Here is a 20,663-nt window from a genome sequence, read left to right as displayed (position 1 = left end):
CGGCGCCAGCACAGCCCACTCGTGATTCGTCAGATCGCCTCGTGCCACAACGGGTCTAACGAGCGAGATTCATGATCCGCGAGACAGAACCTAGCGGGACAGCCGGCGGGCGGTGCTGAAGCCCGTCCCGCTGGGCCCCGTGCAGGTCTGGAGCACGAGATCGTATCGGCTCGCCCAGTGCGGCATCGTGCCGCCCTTGCGCGGCTGCCACCGGCGCCCGACCACCTGGTAGGTGCCCGCGCACGGCCCCGACACGACCCGCACCACCCGTCCCGCCGGGAGGTCGTCCAGCCACGCCCAACCCATGGTGTCGTGCCCCGCCAGGAGACACGTCGGCGAGGTCGTCCAGGTGACGAGCGCTCCGCGGTCGATCGCGGCCTGCGAGTGGATCGCCGTGACGGGGGCGAGACGTGTCGTGGGGGCCCGCGGGGGCGCGCTGCGCGCACCACCGGCCGCACCGACGACCGGTGGGGCGACGGGGGCCCGTGGGGGCACGCTGCGCGCGGGAGCGCGGCGGGAGGCGACCCTGGGATCGAGCCTCGACTGGGCGGCCTCGATCATCCCCTCGGCGGACGACCCGGACGGCGCGGCCGTGTCGACCGAAGCGGCCGACCCGCGTGACGCGTTCTGCGCCGGCGGGGCGGGGGCGGCAGCCTGGGCGGGGGGCGCCTGGGCGGCACCGCGGTGGGCGGTGGAGCCCGAGAGCGCCGGCAATCCCGCGACGATTGCCGCCGCGGCGGTCACGCGGAGGACGAGAAATCGCTTCGCCATGTCAACCCACCTTCTTCCGATCACGACCAAGATATCGAAAGATGGCATTGAATTAATTTCATCGACCCGCGTTTTGCCTGGTAAACCACGGACTGGCCCCTTCTCCAACACCGTGGAGAAGGGGCCAGTCGGGGGTACGTCAGCAGCCGGGAAGGCGCTCGATCAGGTAGCGCTCGACCTGGTCCAGGGAGACTCGCTCCTGAGCCATGGTGTCCCGGTTGCGGACCGTCACGGCGTTGTCGTCCAGGGTGTCGAAGTCGACTGTCACACAGAACGGGGTGCCGATCTCGTCCTGCCGACGGTAGCGGCGGCCGATCGCCTGCGAGTCGTCGAACTCCACCACCCAACGCTTGCGCAGCAGCGTCGCGAGGTCCTTGGCCTTCGGCGACAGCGCCTCGTTGCGCGACAGCGGCAGCACCGCGACCTTGACCGGGGCCAGCCGCGGGTCGAACCGCATCACGGTGCGCTTGTCCACGCCGCCCTTGGTGTTGGGTGCCTCGTCCTCGTCGTACGCCTCCAGCAGGAAGGCGAGCACCGCGCGGGTCAGGCCCGCGGCCGGCTCGATGACGTACGGCATCCAGCGCTCACTCTTGGTCTGGTCGAAGTACGACAGGTCGACGCCGGAGTGCTTGCTGTGCGTGGAGAGGTCGAAGTCGGTGCGGTTGGCGACACCCTCCAACTCGGCGAACTCGGTGCCGCCGAACTGGAAGCGGTACTCGATGTCGACGGTGCGCTTCGAGTAGTGGGAGAGCTTCTCCTTGGGGTGCTCGTACAGGCGCAGGTTGTCCGCCGAGAGGCCGAGATCGAGATACCAGTTCCAGCGCTCCTGGAGCCAGTACTCGTGCCACTGCTCGTCGGTGCCCGGCTCGACGAAGAACTCCATCTCCATCTGCTCGAACTCGCGGGTCCGGAAGATGAAGTTGCCCGGGGTGATCTCGTTGCGGAACGACTTGCCGGTCTGCGCGATGCCGAACGGCGGCTTCTTGCGGGCGACAGTCTCGACGTTCTTGTAGTTGACGAAGATGCCCTGCGCCGTCTCCGGGCGCAGGTAGTGCAGCCCCTCGTCGCTCTCCACCGGGCCCAGGTAGGTCTTCATCAGGCCGTTGAACATCTTCGGCTCGGTGAAGGTGCCCTTGTTGCCGCAGTTGGGGCAGTTGAGTTCGGCGAGCGAGACCGGCGGCTTGCCGTGCTTGGCCTCGTACGCCTCCTCCAGGTGGTCCGCCCGGAACCGCTTGTGGCAGAACTGGCACTCGGTGAGCGGGTCGACGAACTCGGCGATGTGGCCGGAGGCCTCCCACACCTTGCGGGCCAGGATCACCGCTGAGTCCAGGCCCACGACGTCGTCGCGCTGCTGGACCATTGTCTTCCACCACTGCCGGCGGACGTTCTCCTTGAGTTCCACGCCGAGCGGGCCATAATCCCACGCCGATCGGGTGCCCCCATAGATCTCGCTGGAGGGGAAGACGAAGCCTCGTCGCTTGGCGAGGCTGACGACGGCGTCGATACGGTCGGCTGGCATGTTTCCTCCTACGCCGGCTGGCGGTCGGCGGGGGCGAGATGTGGATGGATCGGTCGGTTCGGGACAACGGTACGACCACCGTCGCCCTGAGCCCAGCAGAATACCGGGGGCGGGTCAGTTGACCCCGCAGACCTCCACGCCGCCGGTCTGGCCGTCGCGTCCCAGGATGACCTGCTGCTGCTCCCGGCCACCGCCGTCGAGCGTCACGTCGACCGGCATGGTCAGGTTGATGGTGTCCACCTCACCCAGCCGGAACTCGGCCACCTGCGGTTCGGCGGCGGCACGCCGTTCGAACTCGGGCCGGGACTCGCGGCGCTGCGCGTCGTCACAGAGCTGCTCGTACGCCCGCCCGTAGTTCCGCTCGACAAGCGCCTGGTAGTAGTCGCCGGTCACGGTGCGGGCCTGCTCCCGGACCGCCTGCACGCCGGTGACGAACAGGCCGACGACGGCGCTGCCGCCCCCGCCACAGCAGAGCACCACGGCGAGCGCGCCGACGCCGAGGCCGATCCAGAGCCGGGTCCGGCGCCCCTCGGTGGGCGGCGCGGCGAACGGCGGAGCCACGCCGGGACCGGGTGGCGGGGCGGGTGCGGTCATAGGGGCAGCGTAGTGTCCGGCGGCTCAGCGGTAAGGACCCGCAGCCCGATCACTCTCGGCGACGACCACGGCCCCGCCGGGGGCGGCGGTGGCCAGCGCCTCGTACGCGGAGGGCTCGTCGACCGACTCGGCGAGCAGCGGTACGGCGCTGACCTTGACCTCGAAGGCGCCAAGTGCCCGGCGGTAGGTGCCGACCGACTCCCACTCGGTGACCAGGGACCAGTACCGGGGGTCGTCGAGCGCCCGGACCAGTTGGCCGCGCAGGTAGCCGGGGCAGGCGGCCAGTGCGGTGAGGGCGGCGTGCGCCCGTTCGGTGAAGTCGTCTGCGACATCGACGTCGACCACGAACCGGTTGGTCACCAGCAACGGGTGTCCCTCCTCGTAGAGTCTGTGGGATGCAGCGTACGCAGCGCCCTCTGCTGGCCCGATTGGCCGGGGCCAATCCGACGTCGGTGTTCCTGATCACCCTGGTGGTGGTGCTGGTGGCGTTCTTCACCCCAGGCGTGATCGGGGGGCTGCTGACGCTCGCGCTGGCCGCCGTGCTGATCGCCCTGTTGGCGACGACGTGGGCGGTTCAGGCGCCCCAGACCCGGCTGATTCGGCTGGTGATGCTCACGCTGCTGGTGACGGTGGGCCTCGCGAAGCTGCTCTGAGATGCAATCATGCGTTTTTGACAATCATTATCGTTGCCACGCACAGTTGGCGACATGAGCAACCGCGCCACGTCCCGTGTCCTGGCCGCCGTCACCGCCCTCCTCACCCTGGGGGCCGGGGCCGGCTGCTCCACCAGCGCCGACGGCGCCGACTCCCAGCGGGTCGACGTGGTGGCCGCGTTCTATCCCCTCCAGTTCCTGGCCGAGCGGATCGGCGGCGACGCGGTCCGGGTGACCAACCTGGCCAAGCCCGGCGCCGAGCCGCACGACCTGGAGCTCAGCCCGAGCCAGGTCGGCCAGGTCAGCGAGGCCGAGCTGATCGTCTACCTCAGGGGTTTCCAGCCGGCGGTGGACGACGCCGTCGCCCAGAACGGCGGCGACCGGGCGTTCGACGTGACGAGCGTGCAGCCGCTGTTGGACGCGTCCGCCGGCGGGCACGACCACGAGGGCGAGGAGGGGCACGCCGAGGAGGGCAACGGCGGCAAGGACCCGCACGTCTGGCTCGACCCGACCCGGCTCGCCGGCATCGGTGACCAGCTCGCCCAGCGGCTCGGCAAGGCCGACCCCGCCCGCGCCGCCGACTACACCGCCCGCGCCGCGACGCTGCGCGCCGACCTGACGGCCCTGGACGGCGAGTTCAAGCGGGGTCTGGCGACCTGCCAGCGGCGGGAGATCGTGACCAGCCACGCCGCGTTCGGCTACCTCGCCGACCGCTACCAACTCGAACAGGTCGGCATCACCGGGCTGAGCCCGGACGTCGAGCCCTCGCCGCAGCGGCTCGCACACACGATCGAGGAGGCGAAGGAGCACCACGCCACCACGATCTTCTTCGAGACCCTGGTCAGCCCGAAGGTCGCCGAGACCATCGCCGGGCAGGTCGGCGCGAAGACCGCCGTACTGGACCCGATCGAAGGGCTCGCAGCCGGCAGTAACGGGGACTACCTTTCGGTGATGCGTACCAACCTGCGGACCCTGCAGACGGCCTTGGGCTGCTCGTGACCTCACCTGTCATCACCGTCGAGCACGGGGTGGTCGGCTACGACGGCCGCCCCGTGCTCCGGGACATCTCGCTCACCGTGACCGCCGGCGAGGTGGTCGCGGTGCTCGGCGCCAACGGCTCCGGCAAGTCCACCCTGATCCGCGCCGTGCTCGGGCTGGTGCCGTTCAGCGCCGGCTCGGTCACCCTCTTCGACCGGCCGTTGCGCCGGTTCCGGCAGTGGGAGCGCATCGGGTACGTTCCGCAGCGGCTGGGTGCCGGCGGCGGGGTGCCCGCGACCGTCCGTGAGGTGGTGGCGTCCGGGCGGCTGGCCCGCCGGGGGGTGCTCCGGCCGCCGGGTCGAGCCGACCGGGCCGCCGTCGATGCCGCGCTGCTCGCGGTCGGGCTCGCCGACCGGGCCGGCGACCCGGTGGCCACGCTCTCCGGCGGCCAGCAGCAACGCACCCTGATCGCCCGCGCCCTGGCCGGGCAACCGGAGCTGCTGGTCCTCGACGAGCCCACCGCGGGGGTGGACGCGGCCAGCCAGGAGGCGTTCGCCGACGCGCTGCGCGACTTCGTCGCCGACGGCGGGACGGTGCTGCTCGTCGCCCACGAGCTGGGCCCACTGCGACCGGTGATCAGTCGGGCGGTGGTCGTCCACGAGGGTCGCATCGCCCACGACGGCGCGGTGCCGGACCCGGCCGGCCATCACGCGGAACCGGGCCACGACCACGTGCACCCGCACTGCTACGACGAGCCCGCCGGGCTGTGGAGCAACTGACCCATGGGACTCTTCCAGTACTCCTACATGCAGCATGCCCTGATCGGCGCGCTGGTGATCGGCCTGGCCGCGCCGGCGCTCGGCATCTACCTGGTGCAACGCCGGTTGGCGTTGATCGGCGACGGTGTCGGGCACGTGGCGCTGACCGGTGTCGGGGCGGGCCTGCTGCTCAACCGCTCGCCGGTGCTCGTCGCGGTGCTCGTCGCCACCGCCGGCGCGATCGCCATCGAGGTGGTCCGCGCCCGTGGGCGTACCTCCGGTGATCTGGCCCTTGCCCTGCTCTTCTACGGCGGCATCGCGGGCGGTGTGTTGCTGGTCGGCCTCTCCGACGCGACGAGCGCGAACCTGAACGCCTACCTGTTCGGGTCGCTGATCACCACCTCCCTCGCCGACGTGATCACCATCGCGGTGCTCGGCGCGGCGATCCTGGTCACGATGATCGCGCTGCGCCCGGCGCTCTTCGCGGTCAGCCACGACGAGGAGTACGCCCGGGTCTCCGGCCTGCCGGTGCGTACGCTGAACCTGCTGATCGCGGTCGCCACCGCGATCACCGTGACCATCGCGATGCGGGCCGTCGGAGTGTTGTTGATCAGCGCGTTGATGGTGGTGCCGGTCGCCACCGCCCAGCAGGTCACCCGGGGTTTCCGCAGCACCATGACCGCGGCGATGGCCCTCGGGCTGTTCGCCGCCGGCTCCGGTGTCTGGGTGGCGGCCACGGCGGACACCGCGCCGGGCGCCTCGGTGGTGCTTGTCGCGATCGCCTCCTTCCTGGTGGTCGCCGTCGCCGGTGGGGTCTGGCGCACACTGCGCCGGCGGTCGACGCCGGCCACCGCGCCAACGGCGGAACCCCACGAGGTCATGCTGGGCCGATCCTGAGCGGGGCACCGTCGGTGGTATTGGTTACCGTTGCAGGATGACCAGCGCAACGGGCTACGAGGGGTTCGACGGGGCCAGCGAGCTGCTCCGCGCCCTGTCCGCGCCCATCCGGCTGGCCATCGTCAGTGAGCTGGCCACCGGTGAGCGGTGCGTGCACGAGCTGGTGGACAGACTGGGCGCCGCGCAACCACTGGTCTCCCAGCACCTGCGGGTGCTACGCGGCGCGGGTGTGGTGCGGGGTTCCCGCCGAGGGCGCGAGATCGCCTACAGCCTGGTCGACGAGCACGTCGCGCACATCGTGGCGGACGCGGTCAGCCACGCCGGGGAGGGATCATGACCGAGAGCCCGAGCGAGAGCGGCGCCGCGGTGCGCAACACCCGGCAGCGTACGGCGGTGAGTGCGCTGCTGGCCGAGATGGAGGGCTTCCACAGCGCCCAGGACCTGCACGCGATGCTGCGCCAGCGCGGCGAGCGGGTCGGCCTGACCACCGTCTACCGCACCCTCCAGGGGCTGGCCGACGCGGGCGAGATCGACGTGATGCGGCCGCCGGGCGGCGAGCACCTCTACCGCCGGTGCAGCGAGGGGCACCATCACCACCTGGTCTGCCGGGTCTGCGGGCGCACCGTCGAGGTGGCCGGGCCCGCTGTGGAGAGCTGGGCCGACCGGGTCGCCGCGCAGCACGGCTACGCCGACGTCAGCCACACCCTGGAAATCTTCGGCACCTGCCCGGCCTGCGTTCGCTGAACGTCGATCCGACAGTGCCGTCAGCGCTCGGTTCGTGGCACGCTGTCCGGCGTGAAAATCTATGCCGATCGGTTTCCGACAGCCGCCCGTCAGTTGCTCACCGACCTGCTCGTCGTCGCCTGGGTGTACGTGGCAATCCGCGGCGCGCTGTGGCTACACGACCTGGTGCAGAAGCTCGCCGTACCGGGGCAGAAGCTGGAGGGCGCCGGTAGCGGGCTCGCCGACAACCTCGCCGACGCCGGCAGCAAGGTGCGCCGGGTGCCGTTGGTCGGCGACGAACTGACAGCGCCCTTCCGGCAGGCCGCCGACGCCGCCCGGGGGCTCGCCGACGCGGGCCGCGACCAGCAGCACCTCGTCGACCAGCTCGCCCTCGCCCTCACCATCGCGGTGCTGATCTTCCCGCTCGGCATCGTGCTGCTCGGTTGGCTGCCGCTGCGGGTCCGCTGGATACGTCGGGCCGGATCGGCCGCGAAGCTGGCCGCCGGGCCGGCCGGTCGGGATCTGCTCGCCCTGCGCGCGCTGGCCACCCAGCCGCTGGGCCGGCTGACCCGGATCGGTCCGGACGTCGCCGAGGCGTGGCGGCGAGGCGACGACGCGACTGTCGACGCGCTGGCCGCGCTGGAACTGCGCCACCTCGGACTGCGCGGCCGAAGCCGCTGACGACGACGTCCCCAGCACGTGCCGTGCCCACCACTCGTGCCTTCCCCGCCGCGCCACGGTGGCCTGCGCGGCGGGGACCGTTAAGGTCTTCGGGTGTTCTACTTCCTGGTCGTCATCGCCGTCCTGCTGCTCGGCTACGCCGCCGTCCTGGTGTCCTTCGTCCGCCGGGGCAAGAAGATCCCGTCCGCGGCCTACCTGGGCCTGGCGGCGCTCAACGGCCTGATCCTGGCGGCGGTGCTGGCCTGGGCGATCGCCCGCTGACCTCCGCAGTGGCGCCGCCGAGCCACACCGCGGCCCGCCGACCCACGTCGCGGCCCGCTGAGCCGGCACCGGCTCGGGTTGGCGGCCGGCGGCGCGGTCAGGGCTTCGGCGGGATGCGGCGGCGGACGTCCTCGGCGGTGGACGGGCCGGGCGACCAGCGGGCCACCCAGGGCAGTTCGTCGGACGGGGTGATCACGCCCTCCTCCAGGCCCGCGTAGCGGCCGGCGAGGATGCGCTTCGCGGCGGCGGTGTCGACCGAGTCGGTGTTGTCCCACAGGGCGTGGAACAGGGCGTCCACCCGCACCCGCGCCTGCCGGCAGAACAGGTCGGCCAGCTCGACATTTTCCGGGCGGCTGCCCCGCTCGGCGTTGGCCCGGACGCAGACCGCGGACATCGCGAACAGTTCCGCGCCGATGTCCACCACGCGGCCGAGGAACGCCTGCTTACGCTCCATCTTTCCCTGCCAGCGGGACATCGCGTAGAACGTGGACCGGGCCAGCTTGCGCGACGACCGCTCCACCTGACGCAGGTGGGCGGCGAGCGGGCCGAACTCGGCGTACGCCGATGGGCTCTGCCCCCGGCCGACCGCCAGGGTGGGCAGCCACTTCGCGTAGAAGGCGCCGGCTCGGGCGCCGGCGCGTGCCTTGCGGCCCAGGCCCGCGTCCGGGTCGATGATGTCGCCGGCCACCGACAGGTGGGCGTCGACCGCCTCCCTCGCGATCAGCAGGTGCATGATCTCGGTGGAGCCCTCGAAGATCCGGTTGATCCGCAGGTCGCGGAGCACCTGCTCGACGTTGGCCGGGCGTTCGCCACGGGCGGCCAACGAGTCGGCCGTCTCGTAGCCGCGCCCGCCCCGGATCTGGACCAGCTCGTCGCCGATCTTCCAGGCCATCTCACTGGCGTACAGCTTGACCAGCGCGGCCTCGATCCGGATGTCGTTGTGGTCGTCGTCGGCGAGCAGGCAGCAGAGGTCGAGCATGGTCTCCATGCCGTACGTGGTGGCGGCGATGAAGGAGAGCTTCTGCGCGACCGCCTCGTGCTCGCCCACCGGCCGGCCCCACTGGACCCGGTCGGCGGCCCAGCCCCGGGCCACGTTCAACGCCCACTTGCCGGCGCCCACGCACATCGCCGGCAGTGACAGGCGGCCCGTGTTCAGCGTGGTCAGGGCGATCTTCAGCCCCTTGCCCTCGCCGCCGATGACGTTCTCGGCGGGCACGACCACGTCGTGGAACCGGGTGAGGCTGTTTTCCAGGCCGCGCAGGCCGACGAACTCGTTGCGCCGCTCGACGGTGATGCCGGCGCTGTCGCCGTCCACCACGAACGCGGTGATTCCGCCCCGCCGCCCCTCGGTGGCCGGCACCCGGGCCATCACCACCAGCAGGGTGGCCACGATGCCGTTGGTGGCCCAGAGCTTCACCCCGTTGAGCCGGTAGCCGGTGCCGTCCTCGGTCGGCTCGGCGGTGGTGGCCAGCCGGGCCGGGTCGGAGCCGACATCCGGCTCGGTGAGCAGGAACGCGGACACCTCGCCGGCGGCGAGCCGGGGCAGGAAGCGTTGCTTCTGCTCCTCGGTGCCGAACATCTTCAGCGGCTGCGGCACCCCGATCGACTGGTGTGCGGAGAGCAGCGCGCCGATGGCCGGGCTGACCGAGCCGGCCAGCATCAGGGCCCGGCAGTAGTGCAGGTTGCTCAGCCCCAACCCGCCGTACTTCCGGTCGATCTTCATGCCGAACGCGCCGAGGTCGGCCAGGCCGTGGAACACCGAGTCCGGAATGGACGCGTCGCGCTCGATGGCCGCCCCGTCCACCTCGGAGGTCAGGAAGGCGCGGAACCGACCAAGGAACTCCTCGGCGCGCGCCACGTCGTCCGGATCGGATCGGGGCCACGGGTCGATCAGGTCGAGTCGGAAGCGGCCGAGGAACAGCTCCTTGCCGAAGCTGGGCCGGTCCCAGGTGGACTCGCGGGCGGCCTCGGCGACCTGCCGGGCCTCCTTCTCGGAGACCTGGCCGGCCTCCTTGGGCAACGGGGCCGCGGCACCGGCGGTGCGGGGTGCGGCGTCGGGGCCGTCCGGTGCTGGTCGGCCGTCCTGCGTCGTGGTCACGGCTGCCCCCTCGAACCTCGGTGCGGCTACGTCGACATGCGCCTGTCGTCACGCTACTCCCGGTTGTTACCCAGGGGTAGCCATCGGTGGAGATCTGCCAGATCAGCGGTCGGCGATCTCGTCCGGGTCGTCGTCCTCGTCGTCGATGTCATCCTCACCCCAGTTGCGGCGAGCGAACGGCAGGGCGGCCCAGAACGTGATGAACCACAGCCCGGTCAGCGCGCTGAGCACGAAGGCGATCGGCCGGTCCAGCACGAAGTCGGTGATCAGCAGCACCGCGCTGACCATCGCGATCAGCATGAAGGCGAGACCACCGGTGGCCATCCGGTGCGCGAAGCGGACCAACTCCGGCTTGCGCCCCTGCCGGAACAACGCCCGGTGGAACGCCACCGGCGAGATGATCATCGCGGTCGCGGCGGCCGCGGCGAGCAACGCGACGATGTAGACGTCCCGCTGGAACTCCGTGGTCTCGGTGAACCCGTTACTGAACGGCAGGGTGAGCAGGAAGGCGAAGAGGATCTGCACGCCCGTCTGTGCGACCCGCAACTCCTGCAACAGGTCGGCGAAATTGCGCTGCCAACGCTGCTTCTCGGTCTCCTTGGACACGCGCTACCTCCGGTGCGACGCTACTGCCGGCGGTCCCGGCCGCCGGCAGCAACGCCAATGCCCCACCCGGGCGAGCGTGAAACGGGTTCACGACATCCGTCGTTCACCTTCCGGACGCACCTCGGCCATCAGCGTCACGTCAGGCACCGCGTCGGATCCGACCGGCGTACCGGGCCTCCAACTCCGTGTTGTGCGCGTCGCCGTCGGGGATGTTCGCCGACAGGTAGACCGGCGGCCGCTCCCCCACCGCCAGCAGCCGCGCCACCACCTCCACCGTGACCTGCTGGGCCAGCAGCGCGGCGGTGATCGAGGAGACCGCGCCGACCGCGCCGCCGCCGGGCAGCGGCAGCGTCGCGTCACCGTACGGCGCACCGTTGTCGAGCACGACGTCCGCGAGGTCGGCCAGCTTGCGCCCGGACGGGTGGCGGGAGGTCATCCGGCCCGAGTGCTGCGCCGAGGTGATCGCCACCAGGCCGTGGCCGCGCTCCTTGACAAGCGTGGCGAACTCCACCATCGCGCCGTTGACCCCGGAGTTCGAGGCCAGCACGAAGACGTCGGCGGGCCGCACCGGAGCCAGCTCGTAGAGCCGGTGGGCCACCGCGGGATCCCGCTCCAGCAACGGGCCGAGCCGCTCGGCCGGCTCGCCGCCGAGCAGCACCAGGTCACGCAGCGCGATCCGGTTCGTCGGCACCAGACCCCCCGCCCGACCGGCGATCTCCATGGCGAGGGCCTCGGAGTGTCCGGTGCCGAACGCGTGCACCACCCCGTCGGCGCGTACCGCGTCGGCGATCAGGTCGGCGGCCCGCCCCACCGCCTCCCGCTGGCCGGCGGCCACCCGACCGATCGTCTCGGTCACCACGGCCAGGTAGGCCTCGGCACTCACCGTCATGCGTCCTCCGTCGTCCGATTACGGTCCAGCCAGCGCACCGCGAAGTCGACAGCCGCCCGCTGGCGCATCAACCTGCCGGTCCCGGTGCCGACCGGTCCGCTGCGCACCGCCCCGGTGATCTCCAGGTCCGCGCCCAACGCGTCGAAGTCGTCAGCGTCGAGCCGTACGTCCTGCCACCACACCCATTCCCGTCCGCCGTCGCCGGTCCGCACCGCGGCGCCGACCCGCTCGCGGGGCGAACCCGGGCAGCGGTACTCGGCCAGGTGCAGCGAGGTGCTCACGGAGTGGTCCACGCCGAGCAGCAGGACGTCGGCGTCCAGGTCGTAGAGCCGGGCCAGTGGCGAGCCCTCGCCGAGCATGTCGGCCAGGCGGTGCCCGGCCACCACCTGCTCGGCGGCCGGGCCGAGCGCGGCGAACGACACGTGCGGATGCGAGCTGCGCAGCGCCCCGGGCCAGCCACGGACCGTCTCGGCGAGCGCGCCCATGAACCGGCTCGGGGTCACCGCCGGGTCGAAGCCCGGCATCTCGGCGCGGATCAGCGACCACCAGTCCGCCGGCACCGGCGGGTTGCGCCACTGCGCGGGGTCGCTGTTGTCCGGTGTGTGGGTGGGCACCACGATGGTGCCGTCCGGGCCGAGCGCGTCACGCAGGGCGAGCACCACCGCGTGCGGTCCGCCGCAGACGAACCCCAGCGCACGCAGCCCGGCGTGCACCAGCAGCGTCGCGCCGGGGCGTACGCCCAGCAGGCGCAGTTGCGCGGCGATCGAGCGCCGCGTGCCCGGCCCGCTGGTACCCGTCGTCACGGTGCCCCTCCCCGACCGACCCGCACGGCTCAGGCCGTTCCGGAGGCGCGGGCCAGGATCGCCTCGGCGAGCGGCCCCGGCGCCGTGTCCGGAATCCAGTGACTCACACCGGTCAACCGCACGAAGCGGTACGCCCCGGTGACGTTCGCGGCGCACGCCTCGGCGGCGCTCCGGCCGATGGCGACGTCCCGGTCACTCCACACGTAGGTGGTGGGCACCGCGACCGGGCCGACGCCGGCCAGGTCGGCGCGGGACATCGCCCGGTACCAGTTCAGGGCGGCGGTGAGCGCCCCGGGCGCACGCATCGGCGCGGCGTAGCGGTCCACCCGGGGCGCGTCGCCCACCCCGCCGAGCATCTTGCGCAGCGCGGCGGCGTTCCACGCCAGCAGCACCCTCTCCGCCGTGCCCGACTTGCGGAACAACGTGATGTACGACGAGCGGGCCTTCTGCTGGCCGTCGCTGGCCAGGGCGTACGCCATGGCGGCCGGATGGGGCACGGACACCGCGGTCAGCGTGCGGACCCGGTCGGGGTGCCCGGCGGCGACGGCCCAGGCCACGACCGCGCCCCAGTCGTGCCCGACCAGGTGGACGGCGTCCAGCCCCAGGGCGTCGAGCACGGCCACCACGTCGGCGACCAGCTCGGGGATCCGGTAGTCGGCCACCGCCGTCGGCCGCGCGCCGGGCGAGTAGCCGCGCTGGTCCAGCGCGTACGTGCGCAGCCCGGCCGCGTGCAGCGCGGGCACCACGTCGTCCCACTCGCCGCGGTGTTGGGGAAACCCGTGCAGCAGCAGGACGGGTACGCCGTCCGACGGACCGCCGGCGGTTACCTCGAACGTGAGACCTCGCGCGTCGACCCGCATGATCGCCAGCCTACCCAGCCGGCGTCCGGCTGGCCGACCACCAAGACGGGCGGAAGCCCTGCTGGGCCGGCACCCCCGGTCGGTGTTAGCGTCGTCGAGACAACTTCACATCCGACAGGGGAGCGCACAGCGCTGAGAGTGCGGGCACGCCCGCAGACCCTCGAACCTGATCTGGGTAATGCCAGCGCAGGGAGTTCGGTCGACCTCCAGCCGCGCCGCCGTCCGGTGCCACCGGACGCGCGGCGTGCGTCTTCTCCTGGTTCGCAGTCAGAACTGGGAGCAACACATGAAACTCACCACCGACAGCGACCGCTGGCGGACAATCGACATCGTGGTCGCCTCGGTGATCGCTGTCGCCTTCGGCGTCATCTTCTGGGCCTGGGGCCTGGTCTGGAGCGCCACCGAGGGTGCGTTCACCTTCTTCCCGCCGGCGCAGGCGCTGCTCTACGGCGTCTGGCTGATGCCGGCCGTCATCGGCGGCCTGGTCATCCGCAAGCCCGGTGCCGCGCTCTACTGCGAGACGGTGGCCGCGGTCCTCTCCGCGCTGCTGGGCAGCCAGTGGGCCGGCATTGTGATCCCGCAGGGCATCGTGCAGGGCATCGGCGCCGAGTTGGCGTTCGCCGCCTTCCGCTACCGGTCGTACCGGCTGCCGACCGCGCTGCTTGCCGGCGCGCTGACCGGTCTCAGCGCCGCACTGTTCGACTTCTTCGTCTGGAACGCCGACTACGCGCTCACCGACTACCGCCTCCCGTACGCGCTGGCCACCATCGTCAGCGCCACAGTGATCGCCGGTGCCGGCGGTTGGCTGCTGACCGAGTCCCTGGCCAGGACCGGAGTTCTGGACCGTTTCCCGGTAGGCCGAAACCGAGCACTGATCTGACCCCGCTCCACCCGCGTCGATCATGAGGTTGACCGGCGGTTGGATCTTCAGAACCACCGTCAACCTCATGATCGACAGTGCAGGGTGGAGCCGGGGCTGGGAGGGGGTGGGCTTGTGGGCGAGGTACTCCTGCGGGGGTTCGGGTGGCGGCACGCCGGGCGGCGGGCCTGGGCTGTGCGCGGGGTTGACCTGCGGATCGAGGCCGGGGAGCGGGTTCTGCTGCTCGGGCCCTCCGGGGCTGGTAAGAGCACCCTGATCAGCGCGCTGGCCGGGCTGCTCCCCGAGGACTCCGGCGAGCAGGAGGGCACCGTCGAGATCGACGGAGTCGACCCGCGCAAGGGCCGCGAACGCGTCGGCGTCGTCTTCCAGGACCCGGAAACCCAGCTGGTGATGGCGCGCTGCGGCGACGACGTCGCGTTCGGGCTGGAGAACCGCGGCGTACCAACCGACGAGATCTGGCCCCGCGTGGACGAGGCACTGCGCCGCGTCGGCTTCCCGTACCCCCGCGACCGCCACACCGCCGCGCTCTCCGGCGGCGAACAGCAACGCCTCGCCCTGGCCGGCGCGCTGGCGCTGTGTCCGGAGTTGCTACTGCTCGACGAACCGACCGCCAACCTCGATCCGGCCGGGGCCGACCTGATCCGCCAGGCGGTGGCCGGCGCATTGGACGCCGACACCACCCTGATCCTGGTCGAACACCGGATCGCCGAGGCGCTGCCACTCGTCGACCGGGTGGTCGTCCTGGAACCCGGCGGCGGGGTCCGCGCGGACGGCACACCCGAGGCCGTCTTCGCCGCCCACGGTGCCACGCTCGCCGCCGAGGGGGTCTGGGTGCCCGGTCACCCCATCGCGCCCCGGCCGGCCACCGCCGCGCCCGGTGACCTGTTGCTCACCGCCGACCGGCTCGGCCTGCCGCCCCGGCTGGGCTCCACCGACATTGCGGTACGCGCCGGCGAGGCACTCGCCGTACGCGGACCCAACGGCGCCGGCAAGTCCACCCTGGCGTTGCTGCTCGGCGGGTTGCTCCGGCCGGGCGCCGGACGGGTCACCGCATCCGTCGAGCTGGCCGGCACCGACCACCGCACTCCCCCGCACCGCTGGTCGGCCCCCGCACTGGCCCGGCGGATCGGGTCGGTCTTCCAGGATCCGGAGCACCAGTTCGTAACCAGCACCGTCTTCGACGAGCTGGCGCTCGGCCCACGCCGGACCGGTCAACCCGAGTCGGCAGTCAAGGAGACAGTGTCCGAGCTGCTGGAACGGCTGCGCCTGGGCCGCCTCGCCGCTGCCAACCCGTACACCCTCTCCGGTGGTGAGGCGCGGCGGCTGAGCGTGGCGACCGCCCTGGCCACCGCGCCCCGTCTGCTGATCTGCGACGAACCCACCTTCGGCCAGGACCGGCGGACCTGGCGGGAGCTGGTCGACCTCTTCGCCGACCTGCGCGACGCCGGGCACGGCGTGGTCGCGGTCACCCACGACGCGGACTTCGTGGCGGCGCTCGCCGACCGCACCGTCACCCTGCACCGGGCCGCGACCGGCGTCGTGCCTGTCGACCCAGCAGGCGATCGGGCTGGCCAGTCGGCGGCAGGTGATCGGGCTGGCCGACAGGCGAGCCGGCCTGACCGGGACGACGTCCGATGATCAGCATCGAGCCGATCGCCGCGCCCGGTGCGCCGTTGGCCCGCCGCAACCCGGTGGCGAAGGTCGCCGCCGCGCTGATCTTCTCGTTCACCCTGCTGGCCACCCTGGACCCCCTCGCTCCGGCGATCGCCATCGCGCTCGAACTCGCCGTGCTGCCACTGTTCGGCATCGGCTACCGGGTGCTGGCCCGCCGGGCCTGGCCGCTGCTCCTCAGTGCTGCCGGCATCCTGGTGACCCTGGTGCTCTTCGCCGCCGACCGGTCCGGCCGGGTCCTGCTGGACGCGGGACCGATCCTGGTGAGCACCGGCGTGCTGCTCACCGCCCTCGGCCTGGTGCTGCGGATCTTCGCGGTGGCCCTGCCCGGCGTGATCGTCTTCGCGACCACCGACCCCACCGACCTGGCCGACGCGTTGATCCAGAACGTGAGGGCGCCGGCCCGGTTCGCCATCGGGGCCCTGGCCGCGTTCCGTCTGGTGCCGCTGCTCGGTCAGGAGTGGCAGATGATCAGCATGGCCCGACGGGCTCGCGGCGTCGACGCGGGCCGCAACCCGGTGGCGAAGCTGCGACTGTTCGCCTCCACCGCGTTCGCGCTGCTGGTCGGAGCGATCCGCCGGGGCACCAGGCTCGCCGTGGCGATGGACGCCCGCGGCTTCGACGCCGGCACACCCCGAACCGTCGCCCGCCGTCAGCACTTCACCCGCGCCGACGCGCTCCTCATCGCCGGGGCGGTGGTGCTGGCCGGTGCCGCCCTCACGACGAGCATCATCGCCGGCACCTTCCGCCCCTTGATCAGCTGAATCACCAGCCGGCTGGCCCGCCGCTCGCCCCGCCGATCCGCAGTTTCTGTCGCTGCTTCATGCCGTTATCTCGGTTTTGTGAGGACAGAAAATGCGAGATCACGGGGTGAGGCGGGGCGGGGGCGGCTCGATCAGCTGCGGCGGAAGGCGTAGCGGCGGGTCTGGCCAGCTTGCTGGCTGCGCCCGCCGCCGGAGCGGTTGCCGCCACCCTGCGGCGGGCCTGCCGTCGGCGCCTTCGGCCGCCCGGTCGGCTTCGGCAGATCTCCCACCGCGGGCGCGTCGACGACCGCCGGCACATCGACCGCCGGCAGGGGCGCTTCGAGCGCTCGCTCCAGGTCGGGGAGGGTGGGTGGGAGCGGGCCGTGGCCGGCCGCCGGATCGATGCCGAGCGGCATCGCTTTCGGGGTACGGGACTTCTTCGGGTTACGCCTCGCAGGCATCCAGACCTCCGTCAATGCCGACCGGCACGGCCGGCCCCGCGCTGCGGCGGTCGGTCGGATCGGCTGGTGACCGTCGTTGTGCGACGGTCGAAAGGGGAAGGGACTGCTCACCGGGGCCAGGCAGGGCCAGCGCCGCCGAACGGCGGGAGGGGATGCGGGACGCCCGGGAGAGCGCACGGACCGCGACGCGGGACGGCGGGCCGGCTCGGAAGTGGGGCGTCAGTTACGCATGTCCGTAACCCTAGCCGCCGCCCGACCGGACGCGCATCCGTTTACTGGCACGATCGGCACATGCTTATCGCGTTCTCGATCACCCCGCTCGGCGGTGACGACTCCGTGGGCGACCTGGTCGCCGAGGCGGTGCGGGTGGTCCGTGCCTCCGGCCTTCCCAACCGGACCGATGCCATGTTCACCACCGTCGAGGGCGAGTGGGACGAGGTGATGGCGGTGGTGAAACGGGCGGTCGACGTGGTCGCCGCGCAGGCGCCCCGGGTGAGTGTGGTGCTCAAGGCCGACGTCCGGCCCGGAGTCACCGATGCGCTCAACGGGAAGATCGCCCGAATCGAAGCCCGCCTCGCCGAAGGCTGACGCGCACGGCACGGGTTGGCGACAGGTTTCCCTGTACGGCCTACCGGCCGCACTGCGGAGAGCCCGGGCCACCATTCGCAACGTGCATGTTGTTCGCAGAAACGGGAGGTGGATCACTGGTCCAGATCGGCTCACATCACGGTAAGTTTCGAAACGCTGATAGTGGTGACGAGAGGTGGCGGCACGAATGGCTGAGCAGGCGACGGCGCAGATCGGTGTGACCGGGTTGGCGGTGATGGGCCGGAATCTAGCCCGCAACCTGGCCCGCAACGGCTTCACGGTGGCGGTGCACAACCGTTCGCCGGAACGCACCCGCAGCCTGGTCGCCGAGCATGGCGACGAGGGCACCTTCGTGCCCGGTGAGACGATGGCCGATTTCGTGGCGTCACTGGAACGCCCCCGGGCGGTGATCGTGATGGTCAAGGCGGGTGCGCCCACCGACGCGGTGATCGACGAGTTGGTGCCGCTGCTGGAGGAGGGCGACATCATCGTCGACTGCGGCAACGCCCACTTCGCCGACACCCGCCGCCGGGAGGAGGCGCTGCGCGCGCAGGGGCTGCACTTCAGCGGCACCGGCGTCTCCGGTGGCGAGGAGGGCGCGCTGCTCGGGCCGAGCATCATGCCCGGCGGTTCCGCCGAGTCGTACGCCAAGCTCGGGCCGATGTTCGAGAAGATCGCCGCCCAGGTGGACGGCGTGTCGTGCTGCACCCATGTCGGGCCGGACGGTGCCGGGCACTTCGTCAAGATGGTGCACAACGGCATCGAGTACGCCGACATGCAGCTCATCGCCGAGGCGTACGATCTGCTTCGGGCCGGCCTGGACGCGAAGCCGGCGGAGATCGCGGAGATCTTCCGCGACTGGAACGGCGGCGAGTTGGAGTCGTTCCTCATCGAGATCACCGCCGATGTGCTCGCGCACACCGACGCGGCGACGGGCCGACCCTTCGTCGACATCGTGCAGGACCGGGCCGAACAGAAGGGCACCGGCCGGTGGACCGTGCAGAGTGCCCTGGATCTGGGCATCCCGATCACCGGAATCGCCGAGGCGACCTTCGCCCGCTCGCTCTCCGGGCACGTCGACCAGCGCGAGGCCGCCCGCCGGGCATTCCCGGACGCGGGTGAGAAGTGGCAGGTCGCCGACCGGGACGCGTTCGTCGAGGACGTCCGCCGGGCGCTGCTCGCTTCAAAGATCGTCGCGTACGCACAGGGCTTCGACCACATCCGCGCCGGCAGCCGGGAGTACAACTGGGACATCGACCTCGGCGGCACGGCGACGATCTGGCGGGGCGGCTGCATCATCCGGGCCCGCTTCCTCGACCGCATCCGCGAGGCGTACGACGAGAAGCCGGACCTGCCGACGCTGCTGGTGGCGCCGTACTTCGCCGAGGCGGTCGCCGCCGGCGTGCCGAGTTGGCGGCGGGTGGTGGCCGACGCGACCCGGGCAGGTGTGCCGACCCCGGCGTTCTCGTCGTCGCTGGCGTACTTCGACGCGCTGCGCGCCGAGCGCCTGCCCGCCGCGCTGATCCAGGGTCTGCGGGACAACTTCGGTGCGCACACCTACCAGCGGGTCGACCGCGAGGGCTCGTTCCACACCACCTGGGCCGCCGACCGCACCGAGTCCCCGGCGTAGTCGGCGCGGCGCCGCGCGGCGCCGCGATCGTGCTCGATCCATGATGTAGTGGTCTCCCCTGCTGGGGAGGCCACTACATCCATGTTCGGGCGCGATCGTGGGGGCAGGGCGGTGCGCGCTCATGGGGCAGGGGGGTGCGCGCCTCCCGGCCGGGCAACGGTCAGGCGACGGTGGCGTGCATCTCCCAGACGAGGATCTCGGCCGGTTCGTCGGCGGTGACCCGCCGGCCTCCGGTCCTGGTGAGCCGGACCGCGTCGCCGGTGCCGAGCGGGCCGCTGCCCTCCAGGGTCACAGTGCCGTCGGGCACGTACAGGTGCACGAAGGGTGCGTCGGGGATGGTGACCTCGTCGCCGGGGGCGAGACGGGCGGCGTGCAGGGTCGCGTACCTGTTGCGGATCCGGATCGCGGACGCACCGTCGTAGCGGTCCATGCCGGAGGCGATCGGCACCAGGCCGCCGCGGAGGAGTTCGTCCTCGATCTCCAGTTGCTCGTAGCCGGGGTCGATGCCCTGCTCGTCGGGGAGCACCCACATCTGCACGAAGTGGACCGGATCGCTGTGCGGCTCCTGGTTGTCGAGCCGCCAGGCGTCGTTCTTCTCCGAGTGCAGGATGCCGGTGCCGGCGCTCATCCGCTGGGCCAGGCCCGGGTAGATCACCCCGGAGTGCCCCGTGGAGTCCTGGTGCACCAGGGAGCCGCGCAGCACCCAGGTGATGATCTCCATGTCCTGGTGCGGGTGGGTTTCGAAGCCGGCCCCCGGGCGCACCACGTCGTCGTTGTTGACAAGCAGCAGACCGTGGTGGGTGTTGGCCGGGTCGTAGTGCCGGGAGAACGAGAACGAGTGCCTGGAGTCCAGCCAGGAGATCCGGGTGGCGAAGCGATCATCGGCGCGACGCACGTCGACGGCGGGAGCGGGCGCGGTCACCAGGCACGCGGCCCGGCGTCGGGGGTCGACGGCGCCCAGGTCAGGGCCGGTTCGCCGGTGGCCAGCTCGGCGATCTCACCGGTACGTATCTGCGGCGTGTGACCGAACTCGGCGCAGTGCTGCTCGGCGATCTCGGCACAGATGTCGGCCACCTGCGCACAGATCGGCTCACCCAGGTCGGCGGCGTTCAACGCCATGATCATTTTGAACCGAAGATCCCGCATTTCCACCCCAACCCCCGTCGTCCCACCACCTCCGGACCCTACCCGCCCCCACTCCCCCACCACCCCGGAACAGCGCCCCACCCCCACCCCACCCCACCCCACCCCACCCCCACCCCCCACCCCCACCACCCTTCTCCCCACCCCCTCACCCCCGACCCCTGACCCCGCCCCGCACGAACCCCACCCCACCCCGCCCCGTCCGGGTCGATCATGCAGTTGTGGTGGTGAACATAAGTCGTAAATGCGGCTGATCCGGCCACCACAACTCCATGATCGACGGGACGGGGGACGGGGGCGGGGCGGGGCGGGGCGGGGCGGGGAGGGCCGGGCGGAGTGGCGGGGCGGGGTGGGGGTGGGACGGAGTGGGGGTGGGACGCGCCGGTCACGTTCAACACCGTGACGAAGTGGGCCTTGGGCATCAACGACACGTTGGCGCTCGGCGTCCTCATCGAG

The 20,663-nt window shown here is 71.8% G+C and carries 25 protein-coding genes and 1 riboswitch; of the genes, 13 read left to right on the top strand and 12 right to left on the bottom strand.

Annotated features, from left to right (window positions below; genetic code table 11):
* Positions 1-90: 90 nt before the first annotated feature.
* The 4 genes from AB0A95_RS33590 to AB0A95_RS33575 form a co-directional block, all read right to left on the bottom strand.
* A complete protein-coding gene (locus tag AB0A95_RS33590) occupies positions 91-771 on the bottom strand; it encodes a hypothetical protein (RefSeq protein WP_357559784.1) in 681 nt (226 codons plus the stop codon).
* Positions 772-910: 139 nt separating this feature from the next.
* Positions 911-2,290, bottom strand: a complete 1,380-nt coding sequence (locus AB0A95_RS33585; RefSeq protein ID WP_357077200.1) for a glycine--tRNA ligase — start codon at positions 2,288-2,290, stop codon at positions 911-913.
* Between the two features lie 114 nt (positions 2,291-2,404).
* Complete coding sequence (locus AB0A95_RS33580) at positions 2,405-2,884, bottom strand: hypothetical protein (RefSeq protein ID WP_357559783.1); 480 nt, start codon at positions 2,882-2,884, stop codon at positions 2,405-2,407.
* A 24-nt stretch (positions 2,885-2,908) separates the two neighbouring features.
* The gene (locus AB0A95_RS33575) at positions 2,909-3,250 is read right to left on the bottom strand and encodes an antibiotic biosynthesis monooxygenase (RefSeq protein ID WP_354979695.1); all 342 of its coding nucleotides are present in this window, start codon (positions 3,248-3,250) and stop codon (positions 2,909-2,911) included.
* Positions 3,251-3,279: 29 nt separating this feature from the next.
* Here AB0A95_RS33575 and AB0A95_RS33570 point away from each other — a divergent pair, with 29 nt between their 5' ends.
* The 8 genes from AB0A95_RS33570 to AB0A95_RS33535 all read left to right on the top strand — a co-directional run bounded on the left by AB0A95_RS33570 (position 3,280) and on the right by AB0A95_RS33535 (position 7,835).
* The gene (locus AB0A95_RS33570) at positions 3,280-3,537 is read left to right on the top strand and encodes a hypothetical protein (RefSeq protein WP_357077194.1); all 258 of its coding nucleotides are present in this window, start codon (positions 3,280-3,282) and stop codon (positions 3,535-3,537) included.
* Between the two features lie 54 nt (positions 3,538-3,591).
* A complete protein-coding gene (locus AB0A95_RS33565) occupies positions 3,592-4,536 on the top strand; it encodes a metal ABC transporter substrate-binding protein (protein ID WP_357559782.1) in 945 nt (314 codons plus the stop codon).
* Positions 4,533-5,294 carry a metal ABC transporter ATP-binding protein gene (locus AB0A95_RS33560; RefSeq protein ID WP_357559781.1) on the top strand — a complete coding sequence of 254 codons (762 nt, stop codon included), beginning with the start codon at positions 4,533-4,535 and terminating at the stop codon, positions 5,292-5,294. Before AB0A95_RS33565 ends, AB0A95_RS33560 begins: the two co-directional genes overlap by 4 nt.
* A gap of 3 nt (positions 5,295-5,297) precedes the next feature.
* On the top strand, positions 5,298-6,170 hold the full coding sequence (locus AB0A95_RS33555) for a metal ABC transporter permease (RefSeq protein ID WP_357559780.1): 873 nt from the start codon (positions 5,298-5,300) through the stop codon (positions 6,168-6,170).
* A 37-nt stretch (positions 6,171-6,207) separates the two neighbouring features.
* On the top strand, positions 6,208-6,507 hold the full coding sequence (locus tag AB0A95_RS33550; RefSeq protein ID WP_357559779.1) for a metalloregulator ArsR/SmtB family transcription factor: 300 nt from the start codon (positions 6,208-6,210) through the stop codon (positions 6,505-6,507).
* On the top strand, positions 6,504-6,914 hold the full coding sequence (locus tag AB0A95_RS33545) for a Fur family transcriptional regulator (protein ID WP_357559778.1): 411 nt from the start codon (positions 6,504-6,506) through the stop codon (positions 6,912-6,914). The genes AB0A95_RS33550 and AB0A95_RS33545 overlap by 4 nt, the downstream gene beginning before the upstream one ends.
* A gap of 51 nt (positions 6,915-6,965) precedes the next feature.
* The gene (locus tag AB0A95_RS33540; protein WP_357559777.1) at positions 6,966-7,574 is read left to right on the top strand and encodes a hypothetical protein; all 609 of its coding nucleotides are present in this window, start codon (positions 6,966-6,968) and stop codon (positions 7,572-7,574) included.
* 93 nt (positions 7,575-7,667) lie between these two features.
* Positions 7,668-7,835, top strand: coding sequence for a hypothetical protein (locus AB0A95_RS33535; protein WP_357559776.1), 168 nt, complete (start codon positions 7,668-7,670; stop codon positions 7,833-7,835).
* 97 nt (positions 7,836-7,932) lie between these two features.
* Here the strand turns inward: AB0A95_RS33535 and AB0A95_RS33530 are convergent, their stop codons facing one another.
* The 5 genes from AB0A95_RS33530 to AB0A95_RS33510 form a co-directional block, all read right to left on the bottom strand.
* Positions 7,933-9,855: an acyl-CoA dehydrogenase family protein gene (locus AB0A95_RS33530; protein ID WP_357559785.1), complete on the bottom strand. Its 1,923-nt coding sequence runs from the start codon at positions 9,853-9,855 to the stop codon at positions 7,933-7,935.
* 180 nt (positions 9,856-10,035) lie between these two features.
* The gene (locus AB0A95_RS33525; RefSeq protein WP_357559775.1) at positions 10,036-10,539 is read right to left on the bottom strand and encodes a DUF6328 family protein; all 504 of its coding nucleotides are present in this window, start codon (positions 10,537-10,539) and stop codon (positions 10,036-10,038) included.
* Between the two features lie 139 nt (positions 10,540-10,678).
* Positions 10,679-11,428, bottom strand: a complete 750-nt coding sequence (locus tag AB0A95_RS33520) for an SIS domain-containing protein (protein ID WP_357559774.1) — start codon at positions 11,426-11,428, stop codon at positions 10,679-10,681.
* Entirely contained in the window at positions 11,425-12,231 is an 807-nt protein-coding gene (locus AB0A95_RS33515) for an AAC(3) family N-acetyltransferase (protein WP_357559773.1), read from the bottom strand. The genes AB0A95_RS33520 and AB0A95_RS33515 overlap by 4 nt, the downstream gene beginning before the upstream one ends.
* A 29-nt stretch (positions 12,232-12,260) precedes the next feature.
* Positions 12,261-13,091, bottom strand: a complete 831-nt coding sequence (locus AB0A95_RS33510; protein WP_357559772.1) for an alpha/beta fold hydrolase — start codon at positions 13,089-13,091, stop codon at positions 12,261-12,263.
* 106 nt (positions 13,092-13,197) lie between these two features.
* A riboswitch (TPP riboswitch) is annotated at positions 13,198-13,302 on the top strand.
* 75 nt (positions 13,303-13,377) lie between these two features.
* Between AB0A95_RS33510 and AB0A95_RS33505 the strand changes: the two genes are divergently transcribed.
* The 3 genes from AB0A95_RS33505 to AB0A95_RS33495 all read left to right on the top strand — a co-directional run bounded on the left by AB0A95_RS33505 (position 13,378) and on the right by AB0A95_RS33495 (position 16,406).
* Complete coding sequence (locus tag AB0A95_RS33505; RefSeq protein ID WP_357559771.1) at positions 13,378-13,971, top strand: ECF transporter S component; 594 nt, start codon at positions 13,378-13,380, stop codon at positions 13,969-13,971.
* A 114-nt stretch (positions 13,972-14,085) separates the two neighbouring features.
* Entirely contained in the window at positions 14,086-15,609 is a 1,524-nt protein-coding gene (locus AB0A95_RS33500; protein ID WP_357559770.1) for an ABC transporter ATP-binding protein, read from the top strand.
* Positions 15,606-16,406: an energy-coupling factor transporter transmembrane component T gene (locus AB0A95_RS33495; RefSeq protein ID WP_357559769.1), complete on the top strand. Its 801-nt coding sequence runs from the start codon at positions 15,606-15,608 to the stop codon at positions 16,404-16,406. The genes AB0A95_RS33500 and AB0A95_RS33495 overlap by 4 nt, the downstream gene beginning before the upstream one ends.
* Before the next feature lie 131 nt (positions 16,407-16,537).
* Here AB0A95_RS33495 and AB0A95_RS33490 read toward each other — a convergent pair whose 3' ends face one another.
* Positions 16,538-16,846 (bottom strand): hypothetical protein, encoded by a 309-nt coding sequence (locus AB0A95_RS33490; RefSeq protein ID WP_357559768.1) that lies wholly within the window; start codon positions 16,844-16,846, stop codon positions 16,538-16,540.
* A gap of 291 nt (positions 16,847-17,137) precedes the next feature.
* Between AB0A95_RS33490 and AB0A95_RS33485 the strand changes: the two genes are divergently transcribed.
* Both AB0A95_RS33485 and gndA read left to right on the top strand, forming a co-directional pair.
* Positions 17,138-17,434, top strand: coding sequence for a thiamine-binding protein (locus tag AB0A95_RS33485; RefSeq protein WP_357077142.1), 297 nt, complete (start codon positions 17,138-17,140; stop codon positions 17,432-17,434).
* A 187-nt stretch (positions 17,435-17,621) separates the two neighbouring features.
* Positions 17,622-19,064, top strand: a complete 1,443-nt coding sequence (gndA, locus tag AB0A95_RS33480; RefSeq protein WP_357559767.1) for an NADP-dependent phosphogluconate dehydrogenase — start codon at positions 17,622-17,624, stop codon at positions 19,062-19,064.
* Between the two features lie 160 nt (positions 19,065-19,224).
* Here the strand turns inward: gndA and AB0A95_RS33475 are convergent, their stop codons facing one another.
* On the bottom strand, positions 19,225-19,986 hold the full coding sequence (locus tag AB0A95_RS33475) for a pirin family protein (RefSeq protein WP_357559766.1): 762 nt from the start codon (positions 19,984-19,986) through the stop codon (positions 19,225-19,227).
* Positions 19,983-20,183, bottom strand: coding sequence for a thioredoxin reductase (locus tag AB0A95_RS33470; RefSeq protein WP_357559765.1), 201 nt, complete (start codon positions 20,181-20,183; stop codon positions 19,983-19,985). Before AB0A95_RS33470 ends, AB0A95_RS33475 begins: the two co-directional genes overlap by 4 nt.
* Between the last annotated feature and the right edge of the window lie 480 nt (positions 20,184-20,663).

The organism is Micromonospora sp. NPDC049230, from assembly GCF_040647875.1.
In the GTDB taxonomy this organism is placed as follows: Bacteria; Actinomycetota; Actinomycetes; order Mycobacteriales; family Micromonosporaceae; genus Micromonospora.
Note: the sequence above shows the minus strand (reverse complement) of the source record. Positions and strands in the feature narration are given on the sequence as shown.